The sequence below is a fragment of the Aequorivita sp. IT1282 genome (genome assembly GCF_058068205.1).
This window is the reverse complement of the sequence record NZ_JBYRHR010000003.1, coordinates 33333-59650: the sequence shown is the minus strand read 5'-3', so window position 1 is coordinate 59650 and position 26318 is coordinate 33333. Positions and strand designations below refer to the sequence as shown.

The window sequence follows — 26318 nt, the reverse complement described above, 5'->3', positions numbered from 1 at the left end:
TGAGTAGGTAAAGGGATTTTATAATTCAAAAATCTAGTAACTAAATACTAGGTTTTACGTGATGCTGCACTTTTAGTAGATCCTCCTTTTTTACCAGAAGAAGCCTTTGGTGATGCTGTTTTTGGAGCGGCACTCTTTGGTGCTGCGCTCTTTTTAGCAGCTGGTTTCTTTGTTTCTTTAGCTGCATCGCCGGCTTCATTATCGTCGCCTTTCTTTTCTTCTTCAGCTTCAGAAAAATCTGTGATTCCGTTTTTGATGAGCATATTATACCACTGCACCACTTTTTTGATGTCGCTTGAATACACGCGATCTTCATCATAGTCTGGCATTATACCGAAGAAGAATTCTTCTAATTCCTCTTTAGAACCTTTGTGGTCTATGGTTGCCTTTCCATCTTCTTTTTCAAAAATCTTTTTGAAAACTACACGAAGTGGAACTTCTTCCGTTAGGGTATAAATAGCTATTTCTGAAAGTAGGCTCACATTGTGGCGTCCACTTACGTTTATAGTTTTACCGTCTAAAAGCGATTCGGCTAAAAAGCCCGCACGGGTTTGTGATTTTAATTTATAAAGTCCAGGTTTACCGGAAATGGAAAGCACTTTTTCTAAGCTCATAAAATACCTTTAAAATTTTTTAACAGATACAAATATCTTTGGTTTGATTAATATATACAAGCGAGTTAACGTTTCTTTTTTGCATTAGGGAATTTCATCTTGTAATCGATGCCCACATTGCCCTTAGAAATGTTTGCTAATTTGCTTTTTATCAATCGTTTTTTCAGCGGTGAAAGCTTGTCTGTGAAGAGAATACCTTCAATATGGTCATATTCATGTTGAATAATTCGCGCTACAATTCCACTAAAACTTTCTTTGTGTTTTTTAAAATTTTCGTCTTCATATTCAATTACGATGTTTGGTTGGCGAAAAACATCTTCGCGCACATCAGGAATACTTAAGCAACCTTCATTAAACGCCCATTCATCACCAGTTTCCTCAATAATTCGGGCATTCATAAATACTCTTTTAAAGGTAGAAACAAATTTTTGTTCTTCCTCCGTAAGATCTTCATCATCTTCAAATGGGCTTGCATCTACTATAAAAAGACGGATAGGTAAATTTACCTGTGGAGCCGCAAGACCGATGCCGTGCGCCTCATACATAGTCTCAAACATATTTTCGAGCACCACATCCAGTTTAGGATAGTCTTTCGTTATTTCTGCGGTTTCCTTTCTTAAAACTGGGTCGCCGTAGGCTATTATGGGTAAAATCATTTATTAATGTTTAATGGCTAATGAATATTGAATAATAATTATCTATTTAAATTTTTTTCGGCGGTAATTCTTGAAGCTATGAAAATGGAAGTCAATTCTGCAGATTCTTTGAGCAAAGGCTCACAGCTTTCTTTAGGCAAAAGATTTTCATCCATTAAAAATTCAATCCAAAAATTGCTCTCATCTGCTTCTTCAACAACAATACTAAGTTTGGCTATAAAACTCTTCTTTGATTGCCCCAAACAAGCTGCTCTATAATTAGCTGCAACTGACGTTGAACATCGAATAAGCTGACCTTCAATATGACTTCCCAATTTTGTTTTAGATAGTGAAATAGCCAGTTTAACACATTGATGCGCAAAGGTTTTGGAGCGTAGTTTTAAATCCTTTTCCATATTTATAAAATTTTAAAAATGAAATTATTCATTAAACAATATTCATTATAAATTATAAAGATACTCCTGCAAAATTATTGTCGCACTAATCTCATCGACCAATGCCTTGTTTCGGCGTTGTTTCTTTTTTAGGCCGCTGTCAATCATTGTTTGGAAAGCCATTTTACTGGTGTAACGTTCGTCGACACGTTTCACTTCTATATCTGTGAAAACATTGGAAAATTTCTTTAAAAACTTCTGAATTTCTACTTCTATGTTGGAATGGGTTCCATCCTTTTGCTTTGGCTCGCCCACCAAAACCAATTCTACTTTTTCTGAAGCAATATATTTCCTTAAAAAATCCATCAATTCAGAAGTGGCCACCGTTGTTAAACCCGAAGCAATTATCTGCAACTCGTCTGTAATAGCGACGCCTGTTCGTTTGCTACCGTAATCTAATGCTAAAATTCTTCCCATAGAGATTGCAAAAATAAGTGTTTGTGAATTACTATACTAAAAATCATTAGTTAATTGAATTGGAGGTTTTATATTTGTGAAAATAGAAACAGGAAACATGACTTATGGGAAACAGGACGAAAGCGTCTAATTTGCCTGTCTTGGTTCTTGATTCCCTTTAATCTTGATTGCAAAAAAATATGAAAGACCTTCAACAAACTATAGAAAAAGCCTGGGAAGACCGTTCCCTACTTTCCGAAACTGAAACTATTGTAGCCATTCGCGAAGTGGTAAACTTTTGCGATCTGGGCGTATTGCGTTGTGCAGAACCTACTGAAAACGGCTGGCAAGTAAACGAATGGGTTAAAAAAGCCATCGTGCTCTACTTCCCTATTCAAAAAATGAAAACCATTGAAGTCGGTATTTTTGAATATCACGATAAAATTCCTTTAAAATCTGGTTACGAAGCCAAAGGCATTCGCGTGGTACCACACGCTGTTGCACGCCATGGCGCTTATATTTCCAGCGGTGTAATTCTTATGCCAAGTTATGTAAACATTGGTGCTTACGTAGATGAAGGCACAATGGTAGATACGTGGGCCACAGTGGGCAGCTGCGCACAGATTGGTAAGAATGTACACCTAAGTGGCGGTGTAGGCATTGGCGGCGTTTTAGAACCGCTGCAAGCCGCACCAGTAATCATTGAAGACGGCGCTTTTATAGGTTCGCGCTGTATAGTGGTTGAAGGTGTTCGTGTGGGTAAAGAAGCCGTTTTGGGCGCAAATGTGGTGCTTACCGCTTCTACTAAAATTATAGATGTAACAGGCGATACTCCAGTTGAGACAAAAGGATCGGTTCCTGCTCGTTCGGTGGTAATTCCAGGGAGTTACACTAAGAAATTTCCTGCGGGAGAATACCAAGTGCCCTGCGCTTTAATTATTGGGCAACGAAAAGAAAGTACAAACCTAAAAACATCGTTGAATGATGCTTTGCGGGAATATAATGTGGCTGTTTAAAATTGCTTCGAAAACTTTATAAATTCAATAATGAAAAACTTCCTTTCAGCATTTATTCTCCTTTTCACCACAGCCCTATTTGCGCAAAACGTTGAAGAAGTGGATGCCGCTTCAGATAAACTCTGTAACTATTTGGCTACATTAGATTATATTGAAAATGATGAAATAAAAATGGATATTCTTTTCCGAGACCCTATGGATAGCGTTTTGGCGGATGTGCCGATAGATGAGCTGGAAGATTTTCAAAAACGTTTATATTACAGACTACAGCGTAATTGTGTGGTTTTTCAGGAGCTACTGCAAAGACTGGAACCACACAAAGACGATGTTGTTCTAGCCACAGAAAAACCAATAGCTAAAATTTCGAATAAAGATTTAAAGCGTTTTAAGAAAACAGAAAACTTCAGCTACTTTGAAGCCGACGGAATAAAAACAAATGTGACTATTAAAGATGGTTTTTGGCAAGATGATTTTGCAGACAATACCTATTCCAAGTTAACTTTTGAATGGACTGGTACTAACCAATTTGAACTTGAATTTATAAAAAGCAATAACGAAACGCGCGCTAATTTAAGCATCCCCGGCGATAGGTATTTATATGAAATAGTTGAAAAGACAGATACCTATTATTTGGTAAGCGCAACAGTGGAAGCACAGAAAATGTATCAAGTATTTAAATTGTATTACGAAAAATAGCAGCTTGGTTTAGCTATAATTTTACTACCAGCTTCCGCCGCCGCCGCCGCCAAAACCACCACCCGAAGATCCACCACCACCAGAACCGCTGCTGGATGGCGAACTTACCATACTAGTTTTTGCATCCGAAATAGAACCAGCAAACGAATTTGAAAAATTGTGCATCGTAAACGCACCGGTAGAAGATGTGTACCAACTTGGCGGTTGCAGATTTAACGCTTCAAATTTCTTCGCCCATTGATCGAACAAACCAAAAGCGAGCGCATAACCCATTGTAGTTTCAAAATAAGAAGGGCTATCGCGCAAGAGCATTTTCAGTTTGTTTTCTTCGGCTATTTTTATAAAGTTTTTAAATCCTTTTAAATCTGAAAGTATTTCGGTGCCTTTGGAATTTTTCTTCACCAAATGCACGGTCATAAATAATAAAAATATAGTTACCGGAATTACAGCCAAAGCCGCAAAAAGCCCCCACGTAAGTAAAAACACAAAGAATAATATAACTCCAATCAGTATGGTTGCTACAATTGTTCGGGTTTGCATTTTCTTGGCTTCTGCTTCGTAATATATTTGAGCCTTCGCCTTCAGCATTGCTTTGGCACTCGCCATTTTAGTGTAAAATGTGTTAACCAAACTGCTTATTAAAACTTCCTTTTCCCCTTGGGTGTCCGCGCTTCCAAAGAGGCCACTAAAAATTTCCACTTCGTAATCGGGAGCGCCATCGGGTAAAGGGCGCAATCTTGTGAGTTTGGTATCATCCTTTCCAAACCAATTTTTTTTAGGAATTTGCTCCATCGTTATCAACCCTCTCGAACCCCAATAAGGAATTAATGACAAAAGGTCTTGCGTGTCTTCGTTATCATCTATTAAAAAGCCGGCCATTGGTGGATCTATTCCGCTGGGCGGAAAATAACTAGTGGTTGCCACTACCCTATCATCTTTTCCGTATTTATTCCAAACACCATAAAAAGCAAGCAATAAACCTCCTAAAATTAGGGTCCAACCATAATCTGTCCAAAAGGGCCACCACGGTTTTATTTCCTTCACAGTTCCTAAGGGCATATTTATTAAAACTGTAACGTTCTCGCCAGCATACGATCTAAAATCTGGAAGACTCGTAGCACTAAAAACATCGTTATCGTATTTTATTTCATAATCGCTAGTAACCTTGTTTTCGCCATTAAAACCTGTGTAAACAAAAATATCGTCCAAACTTAAAGGCGCATTACCGGGTAGATGAACGTTGAAATCTATTTTTTCAAAAATAGTATACCACTCGTCCGATTTAATATTCCAGTAGAAAACAATCTTATCTTCTTCAAAAAGAAAGGCATTGTATACCCTGTATTTAATTTCGTAGGTTTCCGGCCCAATAACCGTTTTATTTTTATCTCCAATCTTTATTTCAAGCCTGTCGCTTAGTTTTTGTATAAAATCGAAATCTGCTTCAAACTTATGTTTGGCAACGTCAATATTTCGAACTTTAATCTTACGTTTTTCCTGAGTTCCGTCGGCATTTTCTAGATTGTAATTTGTTGTTATCCCTCTGTAAATACCGTGTCTTTCTTGATTAAAAGTGATATTGTATTTTTCTACCACATCAAAATAACCTTGCTCGTTAATATAAATATCTACTTGGGCTTTATTTACGGTAAAATCCTGTGCGGTAGCATTCAGAATAAAAAGCATTCCTATGCAAAGCAGAAATAGTTTTTTAAAGAACAGATAATTGTAAGTTGTAGTATTTTTGGGCAGCGTGCAATTCATAATAAATAATATAGCGATTTAGTTATGGGGTTACTCGCTTAATAAACAAGTAACCCAAAACTCAATAACTCGAAATTTCAATCAAAACTCACTTTTACATTTTCGCGCGTAGCCTCGTCAACTTCAAAATAGTCGAAATGCTGATAGTTTAGCATTCCAGCAAAAAGCACTCCCGGCAAGCTTTCGCCATAAGTATTGTTTTCCCGAACAGTGCCGTTGTAATATCTGCGGCTGCGCTCTAAATTCTCTTCAATTTCATTTAGTTTTTGCTGCAAGTCTAAAAAGCTAGCATTTGCCTTTAAATCTGGGTACGCCTCGCTTAATGCAAAAATACTTCGCAGAGTTTGCTGCAGCTGATTTTCCGCTTTAATCTGCGCGTTTATATCGCCAGACGGAACCGCCATTGCAGTGTTTCTGGCAGCAATTACACTTTCCAAAGTTTTCTTTTCGTGTGCTGCGTATCCCTTTACTGTTTCCACAAGGTTTGGGATTAGATCGTAACGGCGTTTTAGGGCAACATCTATATTGCTCCAAGCGTCTTTTACCACGTTTTTGTTTTTTACAAAACGGTTGTAAACAATCGCGAACAGTAGTGCCACGACTACTAGTACGCCTATTAAAAGTAGAATAATACTCATAGTGTTGGTTATTGGTTGTTAGTTTAAAATGAAATCTAAGATACTATAATTTCTGTGACTTTGCCTTAAAGAACAATCTGAAATTAGGTTTCAAAATATTGCTTTTTAGCCATTTACTGCCGCAGCACGATACACACACTTTTTTTTGGTTAAGTTTTCAGAAGAAAGCAATAGCTTTGAAGTCTATGAAATTGTTCGAATTTGAAATGGATAGCAACCGTAATCTCTTGCCTAAAGAGGGTGAGGTTTATTACTACGGAAAAATATTTTCTGAAGCCGAAGCTAGCCGTTATTACGAAATTCTCCTCAATACAATTGAATGGAAAAACGACGAAGCAATTATCTTCGGAAAAAAGATAATCACCAAACGAAAAGTAGCGTGGTACGGCGAACGCGAATTTGAATACACCTACTCTAAAGTCACCAAAAAAGCGCTTTTGTGGACGCCCGAATTACTCCAACTTAAAAAACATATTGAATCAAAAAGCGGCGAAACTTTTAATAGTTGCTTGCTCAATTTATACCATTCTGGGGACGAAGGCATGGCGTGGCACAGCGATGCCGAAAAAGATTTAAAAAAGAACGGCGCCATTGCCTCGGTAAGTTTTGGCGCGGAGCGCAAGTTTGCTTTTAAACATAAAGAAAGCAAAGAAACCGTTACGCTAAACTTAGAACACGGCAGCCTTTTAATAATGACGGGCACCACTCAAAAGCACTGGCTACACCGTTTACCGCCCACTAAAAAAGTAGATTCTCCAAGGGTTAATCTTACTTTTAGAACGATTGAAGTGTAAATTTTTTTTAAGTTTTAGGGTACGTATCTTCCTACGTTATAGCTATTTGTTTGTTATAAATAAAAAAGTATATTTGAAATTCTCCCCAATTAATTCCCTCCGCCCGCATGTCGCCGAAGTTTTATTAAAGACTCATGCGTTGTGCGAAGGAGGGTAATTAATTTTCCTCATTACGGTATTCCGCAATGGGGGAATTTTACTTTAAATTATATTTGAATATTAACCTGTTTACATGTGCGGGATAAATGCAATTTAGTTTTGCTGTAATCGCATATATGCATGTTGCTCACAATTATGAAAAAATGCAAACCGAGAATGATATAGTTGAAAAATTAACCGATTTCCTCGAAACGAAAGGATATCGAATTATCCAAAGTTTGACTACTAATCAAACCGGAATTGACATAATTGCGGAAAATGAATACGAAAAATTATACATCGAAGCAAAAGGCGAAACAAGTGCATCAAAAACCTCGAACAGATATGGACTCGCATTTAATGGAAATCAAGTTAAATCACATATTTCTGTTGCATTGTTGGCAACTATGAAAGTTATTTCCAATATGCCAGCGGGAAATAAAACCAAAGTGGGAATTGCATTGCCTGACATAGAATCACAAAGACAAGTAATTAATCAAATAATTCCTGCATTAAAAGAACTTAATATTAGAATTTATTGGGTAAGTCAAAATAATATTAGAATTGAGTAAAGAAAACACACATATAATATTTTAAAATGGCTGTAAGAAAAAGTAAGGAACAGAATTTCCAAGTTAGCGGAAACGTCACGGCAATAAAGGAAAAGTGTTTGAATGCACTAAATAATGGCGGATTTAGCAAAGTATCGTCAAATGATTTGCTTAACGAAATTTCAGCAAATTATAAAAAAGCCACAGTAGTTGGAAAAATACAAATCGTATTGACTGAACTAAATGACAAAACGAATATTAACGTAAAATCGACTGCGAATTCGGACAACATTTTTGCCCTATTCTCTTCACCGAATGACAAAATAATGAATGCATTTAAAGAAAACTTGGGGTAAAATAGCTATGGGCAACACTGTATAAAAGCTACGGATTGGTCTGTTCTAACTTGGAAAATCCTGGGGATATTTGGTTTGTATTTGGAGAGGTTCGGCTATAAAATGCTTAAGCTCGTAAAAATTAACGTTACCAGAAATCTTATAAAAACTAAAACTATGATTATAAAAACAAAAATGTTATTCATTCTTATTGGAAATGACCGAACTGGAAAAACAACAATACAAAAATCATTGATTGAGAAACTTTGTGGAATACAATATGAATCGTTACCAACTAATATAGGTTTGGACATCAAACATCCAGAAATAAAACGAAAATACAACAAAGCTTCTTTTGGTAATCGTAGTTATCAAGAAAAAAAAGGAACATACGGAACCGTGGACGAGTATTTTGAAAATCATTTTAATGAACAGATAATTGCGTTTATTTCGAGTCATTTAAATCAATCTGATATTGAGAATATGGTGAAAAATGGGAAAAGTCGATTTTATAATGTTTATGGAGTTTTTTTTACAAATTCAATGGAGGCAGAACTATACTTGAACTCTCAAATAAGCGAATTGAATTGGGATGAGAGGTTTGTGATAGAAAACGCAAATGTTGAAAAATCAAAAATAAATTCTCAACTTGAAAAGATAGCTGATAGTTTCGTCCACCTCTTAATAAACCGAACCAATATCGGATAAACGCCAGTTGTATATACCGCATATAATTAATTAATAAAAGAAAGAATGACAAAATTCGACCAAGAGGAATTAGATGAAAATTTGTATAACGACCCAGAAGATATTGGAGCTGAAAACGAGGAGGATATTGAACAGACTGATGGTAGTTTCAGTCAATCGGTTATATGGGGCACAGATTGGACAGCAGAAACAATTAACAATCAATTGCTCAGAGGAAACATTGATTTATTCCCAAAATTTCAAAGAAGGGATGCTTGGTCAAACAAAGCCAAAAGTAGGTTCATTGAATCTATAATTTTAGGTTTACCGATACCACAAATAATTTTAGCTGAAAAAAAAGGCCAGAGAGGTAAATACATTGTAATTGACGGCAAACAACGCCTATTAACAATTAGAAGATTTTTTTCGCAGAAAACTGACGATGAATTTAAGCCGTTAAGACTTATTGGACTCGAAATTCTAACAGATTTAAATGGTAAAACTTATAGAAAACTTAAAGAAGATGCCGATTACATTGATGAGTTAAATCAACTGGAAAATCAAAGTATTAGAACAACTATTATTAAAAACTGGCCCAATGAATCTTTCCTATTCACTGTATTTCTTAGGTTAAATACAGGTAGTATAAAATTAAGTCCGCAAGAATTAAGACAAGCACTGCATCCGGGACCATTCATTGATTTCGCGGATGAATTTTCAATAGAAAGTGAAGGTATTAGAACAATGCTAAATCTTAAGAAGCCTGATTATAGGATGAGAGATGTCGAAATTGTAATCCGCTACTTTGCAAATAAGTATTTTCTAAAAATTTACGAAGGAAACTTAAAAAAGGCTTTTGATAATACCGTCAAAATATTAAACGATAGATGGGAATTAGATAAAGACCAAATAGAGACCGATGCAAGTAATTTAAATGAGGCTATACTGTTTACAATTGACTTATTTGGAGGACAAAGACAAGCTTTTAGCAAGTGGTTAGGCGACTCATTTCAAAATAATTTTAATAGGGCAATATTCGATATAATGGTATATTACTTCAGTGTTAAGGACATTTTAGCAGAATCAGAAGGAAAGAAGCCAGAAATTATTAAAGCTTTCAAACAGTTATGTGTTAACGATGAGGCATTTTTGACTTCTTTCGAACATACGACAAAAAGTATGGATAACACCTTTAAAAGATTAACTACCTGGGGCACATCTTTGTCCATAATTCTAGATGTTCCTGTGACAGTGCCTTTTTATGAAGATGGTACTTACATAGAAAAAATATTATAAATGGCTAATTCTTCAAGACATAATAAACTTTTGTCCCGGATTAGTTTGATCGAGAAAAATCTTCTGCCAGAAATTAAAGTTTCGGGCAATTACACAAAGAAGGAATCAGATCAAATAAGAAGTTACGTTATTCTAGTTCACGCAGAAATAGAAGCATATTTCGAGGATGTGGCATCTGAAAAAGCTCAAAGAACTCTTGATTTATGGAAAACTTCTCGTAAAAAAAGTAATTGTCTTTTATCAATAATGACTTTCTGTGCAAAAGATATTACTTGGGATTCTAAACCTGATAGAAATAAAATTGAATCCCGTATTAATAAAACAGTCATTCACTACATCAATTTATTAAAGAAAAATCACGGTGTGAAGTCAAAAAATATAATGAAAATACTTTTACCACTTGGTGTAGAGGAAGATGAGTTTGACCAAACTTGGTTAAACGTAATGGATGACTTCGGAAAGAAGAGAGGAAGCTTCGCACATACTACACACAGTGTACAAGCACAAATAGATTTGCAGACGGAGAAAAGTAGAATTGATGTTCAAATAGTTCCAGAAATAAGTCGAATAGATGGAATAATCAGAACTCTGAAATAAACGAATACCAACGAAGAACTAAGGCAAGAAATAACCCTTTTCTTATTAATTTCTGACGTAATTAATCTAGACTACAGATTCACACAAAAAATCTTCAAACTAATCTTTTGATTTACAACTCATTTTTATTTACTCAATTAGTTTCCCGCAAAAATTTTTTTAATCCTTATCTTCATCCACCAAGCGATTAAAAAAAATTCATCCCCAATGAACCTAAAACAATCCTTCCTCAACTGCACGGCAGCCTATTTAGAAAACGAACTCAACTACGCTACTTTACTGCAAGCAACTACCGAGTACAAAGCCATTTTAAACGAGCTCTGCGGCGAAGAGATGAATGTAGAAGCTGGTCGCACCGATCTTGAATTTAGCAATGGAAAAGCCCTTGGCACGCATTGGGCAGCTATGTGCTTAGACGATTTGCTTAGAACACGGCAATTTATTAGAGGCATAGACGCCGCTATAAAAAATAAACTTAAAACCCAAAAGCAACTTCATATTTTATACGCTGGCACTGGGCCTTTTGCCACACTTATCCTGCCTTTACTGTTACGGCATCCTAAACAAAATATACACTATACCTTGGTGGAAGTAAATCCGTTTAGTTTTAAAATACTGCAAAATGTAATTTCAAAATTGGGTTTGGAGGATTATACTATTACATTGGTGCAGGATGATGCGACAACTTATAAAATAGACACTCAAAATGAGCCAGATATTATAATAAGCGAAACCATGCAAAATGCTTTGGCGAAGGAGCAACAGGTTTCTATATTTCTAAATTTGATGCAGCAAGTAAAGAAAGACACCTTATTTATCCCCGAAAAAATAGAACTGTTTCTTGGCTTATCACCAAAAGGAATTGCTGCAGATAAAATTGAAGCCAACCACTATCACAAAGCGAAAAAGATATTTGAAGTAAGTAAAGAAGCTATGTTTTCTGAACACGAAATCAATAATCAGCAGACTAGTGAAACCATATTTCAAAAATCACAAACTGTAATTACTTCTGAAAAATTGGAAGAATACGGTCAATTATATCTTTTAACGGAAATACAAGTTTATAAGGATGCGAAAATTAATATTAGTGAAAGCGGTTTAACCACGCCGCTTCGGTTAATGGATATTACAAACACTATGGCATCAATAACTATTGATACACACTATGAAATCTCCGCAGAGCCAAAGCTTGAATATAAAATAAGCGTTTCAGAAAAAGTTCAAACTACCACGCTCGCGTAGTGAAATCAATTCTCAATAAAACCTTAAACACTAGAACACAGCATTTTTCAAAAAAACTCTTATATTTGATACTCCTCAGTTTACAAATAGTAACTCCCCAATTTTTATTTTGAATTAAATAGGTTCGTAAAAGCGGTTTAAAGCCGCATCATTCCTATTCGATTATAAAAACGATACCAAGTAATCATGATGGAATTTTCGAAAAACGCCTTTTTTTACTTAGCCTTTTTAATATTTTCATACAGTTGCGGCGAGGCTCCACCTGAATCTGTTTCAATAGATGATAACGCTACAGTGTCTTTAGATTTAGACCCTATCACCGAAATTATAATTAAAGATGGCACCAGTGTTATTGCTATGCAAAAATTAGATTCGGTTACTAACAGTACTCCTTTTAAAAGAGAAGATTACAAGGTAGTTTTAGAAACCGATGAAAATCTTAAAATGAATGAAGCCGGCGAATTAAAAGTTTGGATTGGCGCTACAGATATAATAAAAGCAACGCTCCCCGATAAAGTACAGGATGAAACATTGATTCCTGCGAGCATTGGTCAATACGCTAAAATTACTCCCTATGCCCCAGATTTTACCGTAACCCCTTTAGAAATTACTTGTTTGCGCATTCACCCCAGTGGCTCTGATGTTCGTTTTACACTTATCCCCAAAAAATCTGGCACCTTAAAAGTGAGCGCTAATATTGAGCTTTTCGATACGGCAGATTGCACGGGCACTTCGGTTCCAAAAACTGCGGCAACGCTTGCTGTAGTGGTTAAAGTAGATAGCAAATTTGTGCTAATGTCTAAATTACAAGAATTGGGAACCGTAGTTTGGGACAACTTTTTAAGCTTTTGGAGCGCACTCATCGCCCTTTTGTTTGGGGCGTTGTTTTTTATAATTCGCCGTAGAATAAAGAAAAAAACAGGCTACGATCCTAAAGATGAAGATGCTGTTTAGCTTCAAATTATACAAGTTCTGCACTTGTATCTTTCTCCAAAAATCTTTCCGAATATATATTAATGAAGTTTATACGTTGATATTTCATAGCAGCTTAGTCACTCCTATTTTCAATCGAAATCTCCACCAATGAAAAACACTTTTCTAATTTCGCTATTAGTTTTCAGCCTTATTGGTTGCGCTAAAAAAGCAACCGTTATAAATAGCAATATTATAACTACAGACATCCCCAACTTTTGGAATGCGTATGATAAAATTGCCACTACGCAGGATTCTGTTTTACAGTATAAATATTTAGACAGCCTATATATTAAAAAAGGAAGTTTAGGGTTGAAAGGGATTATGCAAGCAAGAAATTACACGCCCGCAGATTATATAAACGCTATAAATAGTTATCCAAAATTCTGGGCTTCAATTCGCGAAAACACTTTAAAAACCGATGAATATGAAAAAGAATTAAACAGCGGTATTGAAAAGATAAGAGCAATTTACCCAGAAATGAAACCTGCTAAAATGTACTTTACAATTGGAGCTTTACGCACCGGCGGCACATATTTAGACAGTCTCGTTTTAATAGGAAGTGAAATTGCAATGGCAGATAAAAACGCGATAACTTCTGAATTTCCGGAAGCGACGAGAGTCGGAAGACGTTTGTATTTTGACAGCAATCCTATTAATGGTTTGGTGCTTATAAACGTGCACGAATATATACACACCCAGCAAAATGAATTAGTGCACAACCTACTTTCATATTGCCTTCACGAGGGAGTAGCAGAATTTGTTTCAACGGTTGCAATGCAAACCTCGTCTGACGCACCAGCCATAAATTACGGAAAGCAAAACCAAGCGGTAAAAAAGAAATTTGAAGAAGAAATGTTTTACGGCAACAACGTTTCTCAATGGCTTTGGAGCGATGCCATTAATGAATTCAACACAAGAGATTTAGGTTATTATATAGGTTATCAAATTGCTGAATTGAATTACAATAGCGCACAAGATAAGCAGGCAGCAATTAAGGAAATGATAGAATTAGACTACACTAACGAACCACAAATTGAAGATTTTATAAACAGAACCCAGTTCTTTTCTAAACCCATAGAAACACTTTACAACGATTTTGACAATTCGCGGCCAACTGTTTTAAAAATAAAGGAATTCGAAAATAAAAGTGTTTCGGTAAATCCGAATACAAAACAACTGACTATTGAATTTTCCGAACCGCTTAACGGGCACAACACTGGCGTGGATTATGGTCCGTTAGGGGAAGATAATTTTCCAAAAGTTGTTGACAGATATTGGGCCGAGGACAATAAATCTTGGATAATAAAAGTAGAATTAGAACCCAATAAGCAGTATCAGATTTTAATTTCAAATAATTTTAGAACGGAAAAAGGGATTCCGCTAAAGCAATTTTTAATTGAATTTAAAACTTCGGAAAAATAAAGCTAGTAACAGGGCATAAAAAAGTTCAATTAAATTGTATCCTTTTCAACAGTTATGAGTCTACTTTACGAACCTTAAAAGCAATATTATGAATACTTGTAAATGTACCAATTGCGATTGCACCAAATGCAATTGCAAAGACTGCGCAGCAAATACCTGCTCCTGTGAAAGATGTGAATGCAAAAAATGCAGTTGTTGTTAAATTAGCAAAGGTTGGTGTAAAAGCTAACCTTTGTTTTTATTTTTGAATATGGAAACACAACGAATTTGGCGGCTGCATAATGAAGAACTTTATTTTTTCATTTTAAAAAAGGTGAAAAACGAAACTGCCACCAGCGATATTTTTCAGAATACCTTTTTGAAAATTCACAAAAACCTGCAGCAGGTTAAGAAGGAAGAAAAAATAAGGGCTTGGGTTTTTCAGATTGCGCGGAATGAGATTGCCAATTACTTTAAAAATGAATCGAAATATTTAGCCCCAGTTACAGAAGTGGAAGAAACTGTTAGGGATAAAAACCAAGCATATTGCTGTTTTGATAAGTTTATAAACGACTTACCTCCCAAATATCGAGAAACCGTTGGATTGGTTTATATTGAAGGAAAAAAGCAAGATGAGGCTGCAAAAATTTTGGCTATCAGTCTTGCAAATGTAAAGGCGCGAATTCGGCGTTCTAAAGACATTTTAAAAGAAAAATTTAGCGAATGCTGCAAATACGAGTTTGATGAAAACGGGAATTTAATTGGGGAATCCGATTGTTCAACATGTAATTAGACTAGCTAACTATTCTCAACTTCATTCGTATATTTGTAAAAAAAATAATCCTATGCGAATCCTCCCAATAATCGGTTTCCTTATATTTTTCATTTCCTGTAAAGAAGAAAACAAACAACTCACCGCCCAGCAAATTATCGATAAAACCATTGAAAATGCTGGTGGCGAAAAATACGACGTTGCAACTATAAAATTCACTTTTCGCGATATTAAATACAGTAGTCACCGCCAACAAGGCACTTTTGAACTTACACGAACTATCACAGATTCGTTGGGAGAAACACGCGATGTATTAACCAATAGCAACTTTGATCGATTCGCAAATGGCACAAAACTTACTTTGGCAGATTCTACTGTTAGTAAATACTCCAATTCACTAAACTCTGTGCTATATTTTGTGCAATTACCTTACGGTTTAAACGCGCCTGCGGTTAATAAAGATTTGGTTGGCGAAGCGGAAATAAACGGTAAAAAATACTACGAAGTGGAAGTTACTTTTGCCCAAGAAGGTGGCGGTACCGATCACGAAGATGTTTATATGTATTGGATAAGCCAAGATGAATTTACTGTGGATTATTTCGCCTATAAATTCTTTACAGGTAAAGGCGGCATACGTTTTAGAAAAGCGTATAACCCAAGAATAATTAAAGGTCTCCGTTTTGTAGACTACGAAAATTACCAAGTAGAACCTTGGGAAAACGTGAGTTTAACTACAGTTGATGAGCTTTTTGAAGATGGAAAATTAGAGTTGCTTTCAGAAATTAAAACGGAAGATGTTACCGTAGATTTCTCCAAAAAGCAATAAAATAGCAAATTGAAGGCTTAGAAATCAATTTCTGATGAAAATTTTTTCCTTCTTTCCTTTTGAAATAGTAAACCGCAAATATTACAGTTACTAGTATCCCCCAGAATTAACGAAGAACAAAGCATTCGCTAAAAACAACTTCCCATTCTGCCAAAAGGAACGGAAGGACACATCGTCTACCATATAAATTACGCTGCCACTCCCCTTTTTCGCTTCAGCAAAAACGATGGAGTTTTTTAAACCTTTTTTCGCCACATCGCCCGAAAAACCTGATACACTTTCGGCTTCACCATTTATATAACCTACGTTATAACCATCGCTTAAAAATTTATAGGAATCGTTGCCTAGCTTCAAACTGTAATAAGTGTCGCCATACCCAAATGCCAACGGATGGGTATTGTCGAGCGTAACTTTGTAGATACTTCCGGTAATCATATCTTTAGTGCCATCCAGCTCGCGTTGTGCGTAGGGAACCATATTTGCTACTGTATCCTTTTCTTTTTTGGTGTTTTCATCTTCGTTTTTAACAAGATCAAAACCTTCCTTCCCTTCAAAAACTCGCATTGCACTACCAATAGCCACAACTTTTCCGCCTTTAGAAATCCAATCTTCGAGAGTTTTAAAAGCATCCTCATCGAATATCTTTTTGTAATTGCCTTCGGGAAGTACTAATACATCATAATCGCTCCATTTAATTCTGCCAATATCGTCTGTATTTATTGAAGTAATTGGGTATTTTAGTTGTGTTTCAAAAAAGTGCCAAAGTGCGCCATAACTTAAAGATGATGTGCCTTCGCCCTGCAACATGGCCACCTTTTTATTTTTAATTAAATGTACATTCTGCGATCCGAAATCGGTTAATTTATCTGCGAAACTCGTTGGCGAAGCGTAAAGTTGGCGACCTAATTCATTTGCTATTTCGGTAGTTATTTTATCGAAATCTGCGTTGGTTTTATTGTCACTTCGAGTAATAATTAAACTACCACGACCAAAAGTATTCCCACCAAAACCGAGTTCATTTTCTGAAAAGCGCACTTTAATATCATTTTGAAGCAAGGTTGAAAGAAACTCTGCATCTTTTAAACTGTTCCATTTTGCAATGTATCCCGCTGCATTTGGCGAAGCTATATTTAAGACCGTTTTACTCGGGTTGGCAGCATTTGCAGAAACCAAAGTAGTGCTGGCAATAGTTTCCAAGCCAAAAGCATACGGAAGACTCCAAGCAGTAATATCATAAGTCAACGGCGTAGAAAGCGCTGCATTAGGTTCAAAAAGTACTTGCACCATTTTCCCTTTTGGCTGGTTGGTACTTACTACCAATGCGCCGTTTGCATCCATTGAACCCTTTTTATTTTGGGTATAATTAAGGCCCGAAACGGTTCCGCCGTTTGCGTATCCGTATTTAATTTCGTGGCGATCCAGCATATTCGTCAATGCTTTTAGGTTATCTGGATTCCCTTTAAGCACAAAGCTTTTATACTTTAAATTATCATTTTTAAAGAATTTCCCAAATTCAGAATTAAGCTTAGCTGCTTTTTGCGAAGCAACTTCAATAGTTGAAAGCCCGGTGGTGGTGTGATGTGCCACGCGATCAACAAGGGTGAGTTCAATATCTTCATCATTTATAATTCCCAAACCTGCCATTCCGTGGCCAGCTTGCTCGTAAGTCATCCCGATAGCGCCCATAAATAGCGGATACGTATCGCCATAACTTGGATACAGCAAGTCGAAACTTTCGCGAGTAAAGAAAAGCCAACCGTTTTCATCAAAATATTTAGCGTTATTCTTACCTATTGTATTTTGGAATTCGCGTTGCCAAGGCGTAATAGTTTCGTGAAACGGTTCTGCCGCAGGTGCAAAATAGTACGGATTATTAATATATTGCTCGTGAAAATCTACGTGAATCTGCGGCATCCACTGATTGTAAATTTTTAAACGTTGTTGCGTTTCCACTTGACTTGCCCACATCCAATCGCGATTTAAATCGAATAAATAATGGTTTGGTCGTCCGCCAGGCCAAGGTTCGTTGTGCTCAATTGCGTCTCGCGATGAGTTATATGGCGAAGCTTTCATTTGGTTGTACCAGTTTACATAACGATCGCGACCGTCAGGATTTACACCGGGATCCATAATTACAACTGTATTTTTAAGCCAATCTGCGTGTTCGGTAATTAATTTATAAGCGGTATTCATTGCTGCCTCGCTACTACTCGCTTCATTACCGTGCACATTATAGCTAAGCCAAACAATTGCTTTTTCTGGCGAAGCAGTGCCTGCTAATACACCAATGTTCTTTAAATTGTCTGTTCGTATTTTTTCCAAATCTCCCAAATTTTCTTCGGAAGAAATTACAGCATAAGTAAGCCTTCTGCGTTCATTGGTTTTTCCGTAGTCGAAATATTGCACTTTTCCGCTATTGGCTGCTACATGTTCAAAATACGCAACCACGTCTGCGTGACGCGAAAATTCAGTGCCAATTTCATACCCCAAAAATTCCGAAGGAGATTGAAGTTGAGCGAAGATTAGTAACGGGCATACTAGAAATAATAGAGTGAAAAAACGCATCATTTTATACTATTTAAAAGGTGGTCTAAAACTACTAAAGTTTTACCAAATTCAGAATTCTGAATTCTGAATTCTGAATTATAATGTATTTTTGTTCGAATCGTTTTAAAATTCCTATGCCAGCCCTTTCTATTCCTTATAAAAAAACAAGTTATTTCTCTAAATTGATTTGCGATTATCTCGCTGAAGATGACGCTCTGAAACCTTTTTATAAACGTTTTCCAAAATTGGAAAATTTCAAACATCAATTCGAAGAAAAACAAAAGGATTTTACTGAAGAAAAAAGGCATTTATTGGCGAAACGAATAATGTTTCAATACGGCGATAATTCTATTTCTCAAGCTACGCTTAGCAATATTGATCTGCTAAAAGAACATTCCACATTTACAATAACCACAGGGCATCAGCTTAACCTTTTTACTGGTCCGTTGTATTTTTTATATAAAATATTTTCGGCAATCAATCTTGCAGAAAAACTGAATAAAGAATACCCAAAAAATCATTTCGTGCCAGTTTATTGGATGGCAACTGAAGATCACGATTTTGAAGAAATTAATTATTTCAACCTCTTCGGAAAAAAAGTAAAGTGGGATAGACCTTCTGCTGGCGCTGTTGGCGAATTTTCAACGGAAGGCTTAAACGAAGTGAAACAGCAACTAAAAAAGGAGTTTGGCGAAAGTGAAAATGCCAAAAAACTTATATCGCAGTTTGCCGATGCGTATATTAAACACGACAACCTTGCGGATGCGACACGCTATTTGGCGAATACCTTGTTTTATCAACACGGGCTTGTAATTGTTGATGGAAACGACGCCGATCTAAAACGATGTTTTATTCCCTATGCTGAAAAGGAGCTTACAGAAAACCTCAGCTTTAAAATGGTTTCGGAAACAACAGAGAAAATTACAAGTTTGGGTTTTTCGGAACAAGTTCATCCGCGGGAAATCAATCTTTTTTATTTAGTAGAAAATATTCGCGAACGCATTATTGAGCGGGAAGGCAGGTTTTATGTGAATGCTACGGAACTATCTTTTTCGAAAAAGGAAATTATACAAGAATTGCACGAAAATCCAGAGCGATTTTCGCCCAATGCATTATTACGCCCGCTGTATCAAGAGGTGATTTTGCCCAACCTTTGTTACATTGGCGGTGGCGGAGAACTGGCGTATTGGTTCCAATTAAAAGATTATTTTAATACGGTAGAAGTGCCATTCCCTATATTATTACTTCGGAATTCTGCGCTTTTGATTCCGAAAAATCTTTCAGAAAAACTTAAAGAATTAAATACCGATATCGAAGAATTATTTCTTCCGCAGCACGAGCTTATTACACGTCATACCTATAAAATTTCAAAAATTGAAATAGATTTTTCAAAACAAAAAGAATTTCTAAAACAGCAGTTTAAAGATTTATACACCTTAGCCGAAAAAACCGACGTGTCATTTTTGGGAGCTGTTGGTGCGCAGGAAAAGAAACAATTAAACGGTTTAGACAATCTTGAAAAGCGTTTGCTGAAAGCCCAAAAACGAAAACATACCGAAGAAATTGAACGTTTAAAAAATATTCAAAATGAATTATTTCCAAACCACAGTTTACAGGAACGGCAGCTTAACTTTTCTGAATTTTATTTGGAATACGGACCGGAATTGCTCGATGTAATAAAGGAAAATTTGGATCCGTTGGACTTCAATTTTACTGTTTTGGAATTATAATGAAATCCGTTAATAGTGCCCTTTTAAGGATAGAACAATAATCCTATCTCCCTTTACTTCATAAACTAATCTATGCTCCTTATTAATTCTGCGGCTCCAGCAACCAGAAAGATTATATTTTAATGGTTCTGGTTTACCAAGACCTTCAAAAGGATGATCTATGGCATCATTTAAAAGCTGAAAAATTTTTTGTAGTATTTTTAGATTGCCAGATTTTTTGTGAAAAGCAATATCTTCATTGGCCTGTCCCGTAAAATCTAGAACATATTCCATTGTTAAGACTTTAAATATTTCTCTAAATCTTCTTGAACCACGGTTGTATAATTACTTTCTTTATACTGTTCTTGACTCTTTTTAATTTTTTCAACAAAATCAGGGTTGTATGGACTATCTTCGTCTCCAGTTTCAAAAGTAACTTTTAGTTCTTTCAAATATTCTGTGATTTTTTTCATTTTATCACTTTCAGCATGGACGATGATTGTCTTCATAATAACATTTATTTTTATGAATAAATATACAAATTTAATCCAAAACAAATAGGTTTTAAAGGACCTGTTAGGTTTAATCAGCAGTCATATTTAAAAAATATTCGAGTATTCGCAGTAAAAATTACCACTGTTGAAAAGCCATTAAAAAATTCCGCACAACTCATTTACCAACTTATATATTTAAAGTATTTTTGCCTATGCAAAATAACGTCCTCATTTTAGACTTTGGTTCGCAGTACACCCAATTAATCGCAAGACGCGTGCGGGAGCTGAATATTTACTGCGAAATACACCCTTACCATCACATTCCAGAAAACTTGGATCCTTTTAAGGCCGTAATACTTTCGGGTAGTCCGTTTTCCGTTCGCGCGGAAGATGCGCCACACCCAGATTTATCACAGATTCGCGGTCATAAACCTCTTTTAGCGGTTTGCTACGGCGCACAATATTTGGCGCATTTTAGCGGTGGAAGCGTTGAACCTTCAAACATACGCGAATACGGAAGAGCGAAGTTATCGATGATAAAATCTGGCGAGGCTTTCTTTAAAGATATTCCTGAAAACACAAACGTCTGGATGAGCCATAGTGACACTATCGCGCAGCTTCCAGAAAACGGAGTGCGACTGGCTAGTACCGTGGATGTTTTGAATGCAGCTTACAGAATTGATGGCGAAGAAACGTATGCAATTCAGTTTCACCCAGAAGTATATCACACAACTCACGGCAAGCAATTGCTAGAAAATTTCTTAGTAAATATTGCCGATGTCCCACAAACGTGGACTCCAGCAGCTTTTGTAGACACAACTGTTGCAAATTTAAAAGAGCAAATTGGCGACGGCAAAGTAGTGCTTGGCTTAAGTGGTGGCGTAGATTCTACCGTTGCAGCAATTCTTCTGAATAAAGCTATCGGTAAAAACTTGTATTGCATTTTCGTAAATAACGGATTACTCAGAAAAAACGAATTTGGTAGCGTGCTTCACCAATATAAAGATATGGGGCTAAACGTAAAAGGCGTAGATGCTTCCGAACGTTTTTTGAATGCTTTGAAAGATGAAAGCGATCCTGAAAGAAAACGTAAAGCTATTGGCAACGCATTCATTGAAGTTTTTGATGATGAAGCGCATCTTTTAACTGGTGTAGATTGGTTGGCACAGGGAACTATTTATCCCGATGTTATTGAAAGTGTTTCGGTAAACGGACCTTCAGTTACCATAAAAAGTCACCACAACGTTGGCGGATTGCCAGATTTTATGAAGCTGAAAATCGTGGAACCATTACGCATGCTTTTTAAAGATGAAGTACGCCGCGTTGGAAAGGAAATGGGCATAGATGCAGAACTTTTAGGAAGGCATCCTTTCCCTGGTCCAGGGCTTGCAATTAGAATTCTAGGCGATATTACCGCAGAAAAAGTTCGTATATTACAAGAGGTTGACGCTATTTTTATCAACGGACTTAAAAAGTGGGATCTTTACGACAAAGTGTGGCAAGCAGGAGCAATTCTTCTGCCAGTAAACAGCGTTGGCGTAATGGGCGACGAAAGAACTTACGAAAAAGTAGTTGCGCTTCGTGCTGTAGAATCTACCGATGGTATGACTGCAGATTGGGTAAACCTTCCCTACGAATTTTTGCAGGAAGTGAGCAACCACATAATAAACCGCGTTAAAGGCGTTAATAGAGTAGTCTACGACATAAGCTCTAAACCGCCCGCGACTATAGAGTGGGAATAAATAAAATTCGAGACTATGTTTTGCAAATTTAAAAAACTGATTATCCCTATGTTGAAGTGTTTAATATACGTTTCTGTAACCTTACTATTTATGATTAGTTGTGGCTCTGCAGCCCAACAACAGTATAAAAGTCACGCAGTTCAAAAAGGCGAGACGGTTTATAGCATCGCAAAGCAATATAATATTTCGGAAGAGACTATTTACAACCTCAATCCCGATTCTAGAAATGCTTTAAAAGTTAATAGTTTGTTGATTATTCCTTCCAGTTCTATAATTAGCTCTGGGACTAATGATAACAACTATCGCGAGCATAAAGTTAAAAGGAAAGAAACCCTTTACGGAATAGCCCAATTATACAATGTTAGTGTTGACAATATTAAAAAGTTGAACAAAGAGTTGTATTCCCGTGGTTTGGATAAAGGCGAGCGATTATTGATTCCCGCATCTCCAAAAAACACGGTTATAACTGGCTCCAACTCAGAAAATACTTTGCCTGGCACACAGAAATATACTGTTAAGGCGAAAGAAACGAAGTTTGGTATTGCTAGAAAATTCGGGATTAGTATTGCTGAACTTGATGATCTAAATCCAGATTTAGAGGAAGGATTAAAAGTTGGAACAACCATTATAGTTCCCGACAAGTCAGTTATAGAAAATGCAGAGATTGACGAAGAAAACTTTCAATACTATGAAGTAAAGCCTAAAGAAGGTTTTTACAGATTGAAGGTGAAATTTAATCTTTCTGAAGAAGAAATCGTTGCTTTAAACCCGTATGCAAAAGAAGGTTTGAAAGAAGGAATGATTCTTAAAATACCGAAAGAAAAAACCTTGGTTTCTCAAGATGATATTTCAGAAATTAACCTTGAAAAGCGAATCGAAAACAAAAAAATGAAAACGGTTGCTTTAATGCTTCCGTTCCGTTTAATGAGCAACGTTGGCGATTCAACAAGTACAGACACCAATTTATTAAAAAAAGACCCTACTCTTCGCGTTGCCTTAGACTTTTACAGTGGCGCACTTATGGCTGCTGAGTTTGCAAAAGACAAAGGTATTTCAGTTACGATGAATGTTTACGACACTGAAAAAAGCGAAAGTAAGGTTGCATCTATAGTTTCAAAAAGCGAATTCAAAAAAGTAGATGCGGTAATTGGTCCGCTACTTCAAAAGAATGTTGAAAAGGCTTCGGCTATGCTAAATGATGACAAGATTCCGGTCTTTTCTCCTTTAAGTAATCGAGATATGGCAATGACCGATAATTTGTTTCAGACGTTGCCTACAGATGCAATTCTTCAAAAAACAATGATTCGCTATATAAAAGAGCACAGTGCAGGGAAAAATATTATTATAATTTCAGATTCAAAGCGATCTCAGCAACGGGAGATGATTCTGAGTGCTATCCCTTCAGCAAAAACTGTAACGCCTCGCGGCGGCGGTTATGTACAATCCAGCGATATTAGTGCAGTAGCTACTGATGGAATAGAAAATTGGGTGGTTTTAGAATCTCAAAATCCAGTTTTAATAAGTAGCGCGGTAAATGCTGCGGCCGCAATGTCTGGCAGTTACAAAGCACGATTATTCACTTTAGACAGAAACGATGCTTTTGAATGGCACGAAGTATCCAGCACCCGTTTGGCAAAATTAAACTTCACCTTCCCATCTGTAAATAGAAATATTGCAGAAGACGATCGCAATCCATTTTTAATAAGTTACAAAAATAAATACGGCGTACATCCCAATAGGTATGCCATTCGAGGTTTTGATATAACCTACGATGTGCTTCTGCGATTGGCTTCAGATAATGACATTTACGATGCTATTTATCCTGAAAACGAAACGATTTATGTTGAGAATAAATTTCGATACGAGAAATCGGCAACCCACGGCTACTGCAATGAAGCTGCGTATATTTTAAAGTATAACAACGAACTTAAATTTGAAATTGTAGAATGAGTACCGCCAAAGTAACCTATTTGGGAAATCTTCGCACCGAGAACGAACACCTAAAATCAGGCAATACGTTTATAACCGATGCACCCACAGACAATAACGGAAAAGGCGAAGCTTTTTCACCCACAGACACTGTCGCCACCGGACTTGCAAACTGTATGATTACCATGATGGGCATAAAAGCTCGTGATATGAAAGTGAATATGGACGGCACCACGGCAATGGTTACCAAATTTATGGCAGCAGATCCGCGTAGAATTTCAAAAATTGAAGTGATTTTAAACTTTCCCGCAGGAATTGATGAGAAATCGAAAAAAATACTTGAAAACACCGCACGTACTTGTCCTGTTCATTATAGCCTTCACCCTGATGTTGAAAGGGTGATTGTTTTTAATTGGGGGTAAAACAGTAAATCTTGACTTCGGTCGACGAGACATAAAAAGGACATTTTATAAGACAACGACATACATTTTTAGGTACTATTTTTGATTAACTGTTACTATGAAATTACTCTTTGTCTCCATATTTTTCTTTCTATCTATTCCACAGTCCAGTACTGAGAAAATTCTGTGGCAAGAAAATCAAAAACTTAGTTGGGAAGATTTTAAAGGAAAAGCTGTGCCTAGTGCCAGCTTTGTAGCAACCACCAATACGGGAATTAGTTTTGAATATTCCTATTCAATGAAGAATAACGAAGTGAACGTTAAATATTCTGTTACATGTTTTTTCTATCCGCAAGGTTCCTGGTTTATCCCAGAAAAGGTTAATTCACACATTTTAAAACACGAACAAGCACATTTTGATATATCTGAACTTCACGCTCGAATGCTTCGAAAGAATTTAGCGGGAAAGAAATTCACGAAAAAGATAAAGTCTGAAATTGAAAGCATTTATACCCAAGTAGAGCAAAAAAGACGCGCAATGCAAACAAAGTTTGATGCAGAAAGCGACCATTCTCGAAATCTAGAAAAAGAAGCTTTCTGGCAAAAATACATCACTCAACAACTCGCCGAATATGAATCTTGGAAGTAGCCCAGACCCAAACCACTTGGTGGAACTAGCAAACTACAAAATGCCTTTCGGAAAATACGAGGGTTACTATTTGGTAAATATTCCTGAATATTATTTGGTTTGGTACAGACAAAAGGGTTTCCCCGAAGGAAAATTGGGGCGAATGATGGCTGAAATGTATGAGCTGAAATTAAACGGACTCGAGGGTTTGCTCAAAAAACTCATAAAAAAGAAGTAGCAGTTGACAGCTATAATAAGCTGTGAGGTAGAATATAATTTTATAAATGAAAAAAATCCTTAGTTACATTTGGCCTACCACGGAACATTTTTCTTCTGAAATAAATGGTACGTTAGAAATAACTTACTTCAATGGTAAAAAGGTTTTAGATACTGCAAACGCCAACTACTCCTACGGATCGCTTCAAAAAATACTAGAAATTGGTTTAGAAAAAGTCGATTTAAAGTCGGTTGAAAATTTGCTGCTTTTAGGAATGGGTGGCGGAAGCATTATAAAATCGCTTCGGCAAACTTTTAATTACCAAAAAAACATTGTGGCTGTTGAAATAGATTCCACAATAATAGAACTTGCCAAAGATGAATTTGGTATTTCCGTTTCACAAAATCTTCAAATTATAGAAAGTGATGCTTTTCAATATGTAAAAACTTCCAAAGAAAAATTTGAATTAATAATAATCGATTTATTTATCGATGTCGATGTCCCACCTATTTTCTTCGGAAAAGAATTCTGCGAAAACGTATCGCGTTTGCTTCAAAAGGAAGGTTTTTTAATTTTTAATGTAGGTATTCATCTCAACAAAAATTCGACTACGGTTGAAACAATTACTTCCAATTTTGGGGATGCTTATACCTTTCAAATTTTTAAAAAAGTGAATGGAACTAACACATTGCTTGTAGCGCAAAAACACGCTTATTAAATTTATTTCCATTCGTTCAATTATCTCTTAACAATTAACTAGTATCGTTTCCTCCTTTCCACAATAAAAATGTACCTTTGCATCCCGTATAGTCATTTCAGCAAA

29 protein-coding genes are annotated in these 26318 nt (G+C 36.3%); 20 read left to right on the top strand and 9 right to left on the bottom strand.

Going from position 1 to position 26318, the window contains the following annotated elements; genetic code table 11:
- Nucleotides 1–47: 47 nt before the first annotated feature.
- The 4 genes from AC3RVG_RS07135 to ruvX form a co-directional block, all read right to left on the bottom strand.
- On the bottom strand, nt 48–614 hold the full coding sequence (locus tag AC3RVG_RS07135; RefSeq protein ID WP_489690762.1) for a DUF5606 family protein: 567 nt from the start codon (nt 612–614) through the stop codon (nt 48–50).
- A 65-nt stretch (nt 615–679) separates the two neighbouring features.
- Nucleotides 680–1270, bottom strand: coding sequence for a peptide deformylase (gene def, locus AC3RVG_RS07130; RefSeq protein WP_489690761.1), 591 nt, complete (start codon nt 1268–1270; stop codon nt 680–682).
- A 38-nt stretch (nt 1271–1308) separates the two neighbouring features.
- On the bottom strand, nt 1309–1665 hold the full coding sequence (locus AC3RVG_RS07125) for a four helix bundle protein (RefSeq protein WP_489690760.1): 357 nt from the start codon (nt 1663–1665) through the stop codon (nt 1309–1311).
- Nucleotides 1666–1710: 45 nt separating this feature from the next.
- Entirely contained in the window at nt 1711–2121 is a 411-nt protein-coding gene (ruvX, locus tag AC3RVG_RS07120) for a Holliday junction resolvase RuvX (protein ID WP_489690759.1), read from the bottom strand.
- A 179-nt stretch (nt 2122–2300) separates the two neighbouring features.
- Here ruvX and AC3RVG_RS07115 point away from each other — a divergent pair, with 179 nt between their 5' ends.
- Together AC3RVG_RS07115 and AC3RVG_RS07110 are read left to right on the top strand one after the other, a co-directional pair.
- Nucleotides 2301–3116 carry a 2,3,4,5-tetrahydropyridine-2,6-dicarboxylate N-succinyltransferase gene (locus AC3RVG_RS07115; protein WP_489690758.1) on the top strand — a complete coding sequence of 272 codons (816 nt, stop codon included), beginning with the start codon at nt 2301–2303 and terminating at the stop codon, nt 3114–3116.
- Between the two features lie 30 nt (nt 3117–3146).
- On the top strand, nt 3147–3812 hold the full coding sequence (locus AC3RVG_RS07110; protein ID WP_489690757.1) for a hypothetical protein: 666 nt from the start codon (nt 3147–3149) through the stop codon (nt 3810–3812).
- A 24-nt stretch (nt 3813–3836) separates the two neighbouring features.
- Here the strand turns inward: AC3RVG_RS07110 and AC3RVG_RS07105 are convergent, their stop codons facing one another.
- Together AC3RVG_RS07105 and AC3RVG_RS07100 are read right to left on the bottom strand one after the other, a co-directional pair.
- On the bottom strand, nt 3837–5576 hold the full coding sequence (locus AC3RVG_RS07105) for a DUF2207 domain-containing protein (RefSeq protein WP_489690756.1): 1740 nt from the start codon (nt 5574–5576) through the stop codon (nt 3837–3839).
- A gap of 77 nt (nt 5577–5653) precedes the next feature.
- The gene (locus tag AC3RVG_RS07100) at nt 5654–6214 is read right to left on the bottom strand and encodes a LemA family protein (RefSeq protein WP_489690755.1); all 561 of its coding nucleotides are present in this window, start codon (nt 6212–6214) and stop codon (nt 5654–5656) included.
- 185 nt (nt 6215–6399) lie between these two features.
- On the opposite strand from AC3RVG_RS07100, the gene AC3RVG_RS07095 reads away from it, so the two are divergent.
- The 11 genes from AC3RVG_RS07095 to AC3RVG_RS07045 all read left to right on the top strand — a co-directional run bounded on the left by AC3RVG_RS07095 (nt 6400) and on the right by AC3RVG_RS07045 (nt 15828).
- On the top strand, nt 6400–7008 hold the full coding sequence (locus AC3RVG_RS07095) for an alpha-ketoglutarate-dependent dioxygenase AlkB family protein (RefSeq protein WP_489690754.1): 609 nt from the start codon (nt 6400–6402) through the stop codon (nt 7006–7008).
- Between the two features lie 302 nt (nt 7009–7310).
- Complete coding sequence (locus AC3RVG_RS07090; RefSeq protein WP_489690753.1) at nt 7311–7718, top strand: hypothetical protein; 408 nt, start codon at nt 7311–7313, stop codon at nt 7716–7718.
- A 26-nt stretch (nt 7719–7744) separates the two neighbouring features.
- Nucleotides 7745–8053 (top strand): hypothetical protein, encoded by a 309-nt coding sequence (locus AC3RVG_RS07085; protein ID WP_489690752.1) that lies wholly within the window; start codon nt 7745–7747, stop codon nt 8051–8053.
- 156 nt (nt 8054–8209) lie between these two features.
- Nucleotides 8210–8740: a hypothetical protein gene (locus AC3RVG_RS07080; RefSeq protein ID WP_489690751.1), complete on the top strand. Its 531-nt coding sequence runs from the start codon at nt 8210–8212 to the stop codon at nt 8738–8740.
- 45 nt (nt 8741–8785) lie between these two features.
- Nucleotides 8786–10015, top strand: a complete 1230-nt coding sequence (locus tag AC3RVG_RS07075; protein ID WP_489690750.1) for a GmrSD restriction endonuclease domain-containing protein — start codon at nt 8786–8788, stop codon at nt 10013–10015.
- Between the two features lie 30 nt (nt 10016–10045).
- Entirely contained in the window at nt 10046–10612 is a 567-nt protein-coding gene (locus tag AC3RVG_RS07070) for a HEPN domain-containing protein (protein WP_489690749.1), read from the top strand.
- A 207-nt stretch (nt 10613–10819) separates the two neighbouring features.
- The gene (locus tag AC3RVG_RS07065) at nt 10820–11854 is read left to right on the top strand and encodes an SAM-dependent methyltransferase (protein WP_489690748.1); all 1035 of its coding nucleotides are present in this window, start codon (nt 10820–10822) and stop codon (nt 11852–11854) included.
- 186 nt (nt 11855–12040) lie between these two features.
- Nucleotides 12041–12808, top strand: a complete 768-nt coding sequence (locus AC3RVG_RS07060; RefSeq protein ID WP_489690747.1) for a hypothetical protein — start codon at nt 12041–12043, stop codon at nt 12806–12808.
- Between the two features lie 129 nt (nt 12809–12937).
- On the top strand, nt 12938–14251 hold the full coding sequence (locus AC3RVG_RS07055) for a gliding motility protein GldB-related protein (RefSeq protein ID WP_489690746.1): 1314 nt from the start codon (nt 12938–12940) through the stop codon (nt 14249–14251).
- A gap of 250 nt (nt 14252–14501) precedes the next feature.
- Complete coding sequence (locus AC3RVG_RS07050) at nt 14502–15023, top strand: sigma-70 family RNA polymerase sigma factor (RefSeq protein ID WP_489690745.1); 522 nt, start codon at nt 14502–14504, stop codon at nt 15021–15023.
- A 52-nt stretch (nt 15024–15075) separates the two neighbouring features.
- The gene (locus tag AC3RVG_RS07045) at nt 15076–15828 is read left to right on the top strand and encodes a DUF6503 family protein (RefSeq protein WP_489690744.1); all 753 of its coding nucleotides are present in this window, start codon (nt 15076–15078) and stop codon (nt 15826–15828) included.
- Between the two features lie 90 nt (nt 15829–15918).
- Here AC3RVG_RS07045 and AC3RVG_RS07040 read toward each other — a convergent pair whose 3' ends face one another.
- Nucleotides 15919–18396, bottom strand: coding sequence for a M14 family metallopeptidase (locus tag AC3RVG_RS07040; protein WP_489690743.1), 2478 nt, complete (start codon nt 18394–18396; stop codon nt 15919–15921).
- Nucleotides 18397–18509: 113 nt separating this feature from the next.
- On the opposite strand from AC3RVG_RS07040, the gene bshC reads away from it, so the two are divergent.
- The gene (bshC, locus tag AC3RVG_RS07035) at nt 18510–20105 is read left to right on the top strand and encodes a bacillithiol biosynthesis cysteine-adding enzyme BshC (RefSeq protein ID WP_489690742.1); all 1596 of its coding nucleotides are present in this window, start codon (nt 18510–18512) and stop codon (nt 20103–20105) included.
- A gap of 9 nt (nt 20106–20114) precedes the next feature.
- Here the strand turns inward: bshC and AC3RVG_RS07030 are convergent, their stop codons facing one another.
- The gene (locus AC3RVG_RS07030) at nt 20115–20378 is read right to left on the bottom strand and encodes a Txe/YoeB family addiction module toxin (protein WP_489690741.1); all 264 of its coding nucleotides are present in this window, start codon (nt 20376–20378) and stop codon (nt 20115–20117) included.
- A gap of 2 nt (nt 20379–20380) precedes the next feature.
- Nucleotides 20381–20593 (bottom strand): DUF2683 family protein, encoded by a 213-nt coding sequence (locus AC3RVG_RS07025; protein ID WP_489690740.1) that lies wholly within the window; start codon nt 20591–20593, stop codon nt 20381–20383.
- Between the two features lie 197 nt (nt 20594–20790).
- Between AC3RVG_RS07025 and guaA the strand changes: the two genes are divergently transcribed.
- The 6 genes from guaA (at nt 20791) to AC3RVG_RS06995 (ending at nt 26213) form a co-directional block, all read left to right on the top strand.
- Nucleotides 20791–22320 carry a glutamine-hydrolyzing GMP synthase gene (guaA, locus tag AC3RVG_RS07020; RefSeq protein WP_489690739.1) on the top strand — a complete coding sequence of 510 codons (1530 nt, stop codon included), beginning with the start codon at nt 20791–20793 and terminating at the stop codon, nt 22318–22320.
- Nucleotides 22321–22335: 15 nt separating this feature from the next.
- Nucleotides 22336–24270, top strand: a complete 1935-nt coding sequence (locus AC3RVG_RS07015; protein WP_489690738.1) for an amino acid ABC transporter substrate-binding protein — start codon at nt 22336–22338, stop codon at nt 24268–24270.
- The gene (locus AC3RVG_RS07010; RefSeq protein WP_489690737.1) at nt 24267–24671 is read left to right on the top strand and encodes an OsmC family protein; all 405 of its coding nucleotides are present in this window, start codon (nt 24267–24269) and stop codon (nt 24669–24671) included. Before AC3RVG_RS07015 ends, AC3RVG_RS07010 begins: the two co-directional genes overlap by 4 nt.
- A 97-nt stretch (nt 24672–24768) precedes the next feature.
- Nucleotides 24769–25299 carry a DUF922 domain-containing protein gene (locus AC3RVG_RS07005; protein ID WP_489690736.1) on the top strand — a complete coding sequence of 177 codons (531 nt, stop codon included), beginning with the start codon at nt 24769–24771 and terminating at the stop codon, nt 25297–25299.
- Nucleotides 25283–25516, top strand: a complete 234-nt coding sequence (locus AC3RVG_RS07000; RefSeq protein ID WP_489690735.1) for a DUF3820 family protein — start codon at nt 25283–25285, stop codon at nt 25514–25516. Before AC3RVG_RS07005 ends, AC3RVG_RS07000 begins: the two co-directional genes overlap by 17 nt.
- Nucleotides 25517–25562: 46 nt before the next feature.
- Nucleotides 25563–26213, top strand: coding sequence for a spermidine synthase (locus AC3RVG_RS06995; protein WP_489690734.1), 651 nt, complete (start codon nt 25563–25565; stop codon nt 26211–26213).
- The last annotated feature ends 105 nt before the right edge of the window (nt 26214–26318 follow it).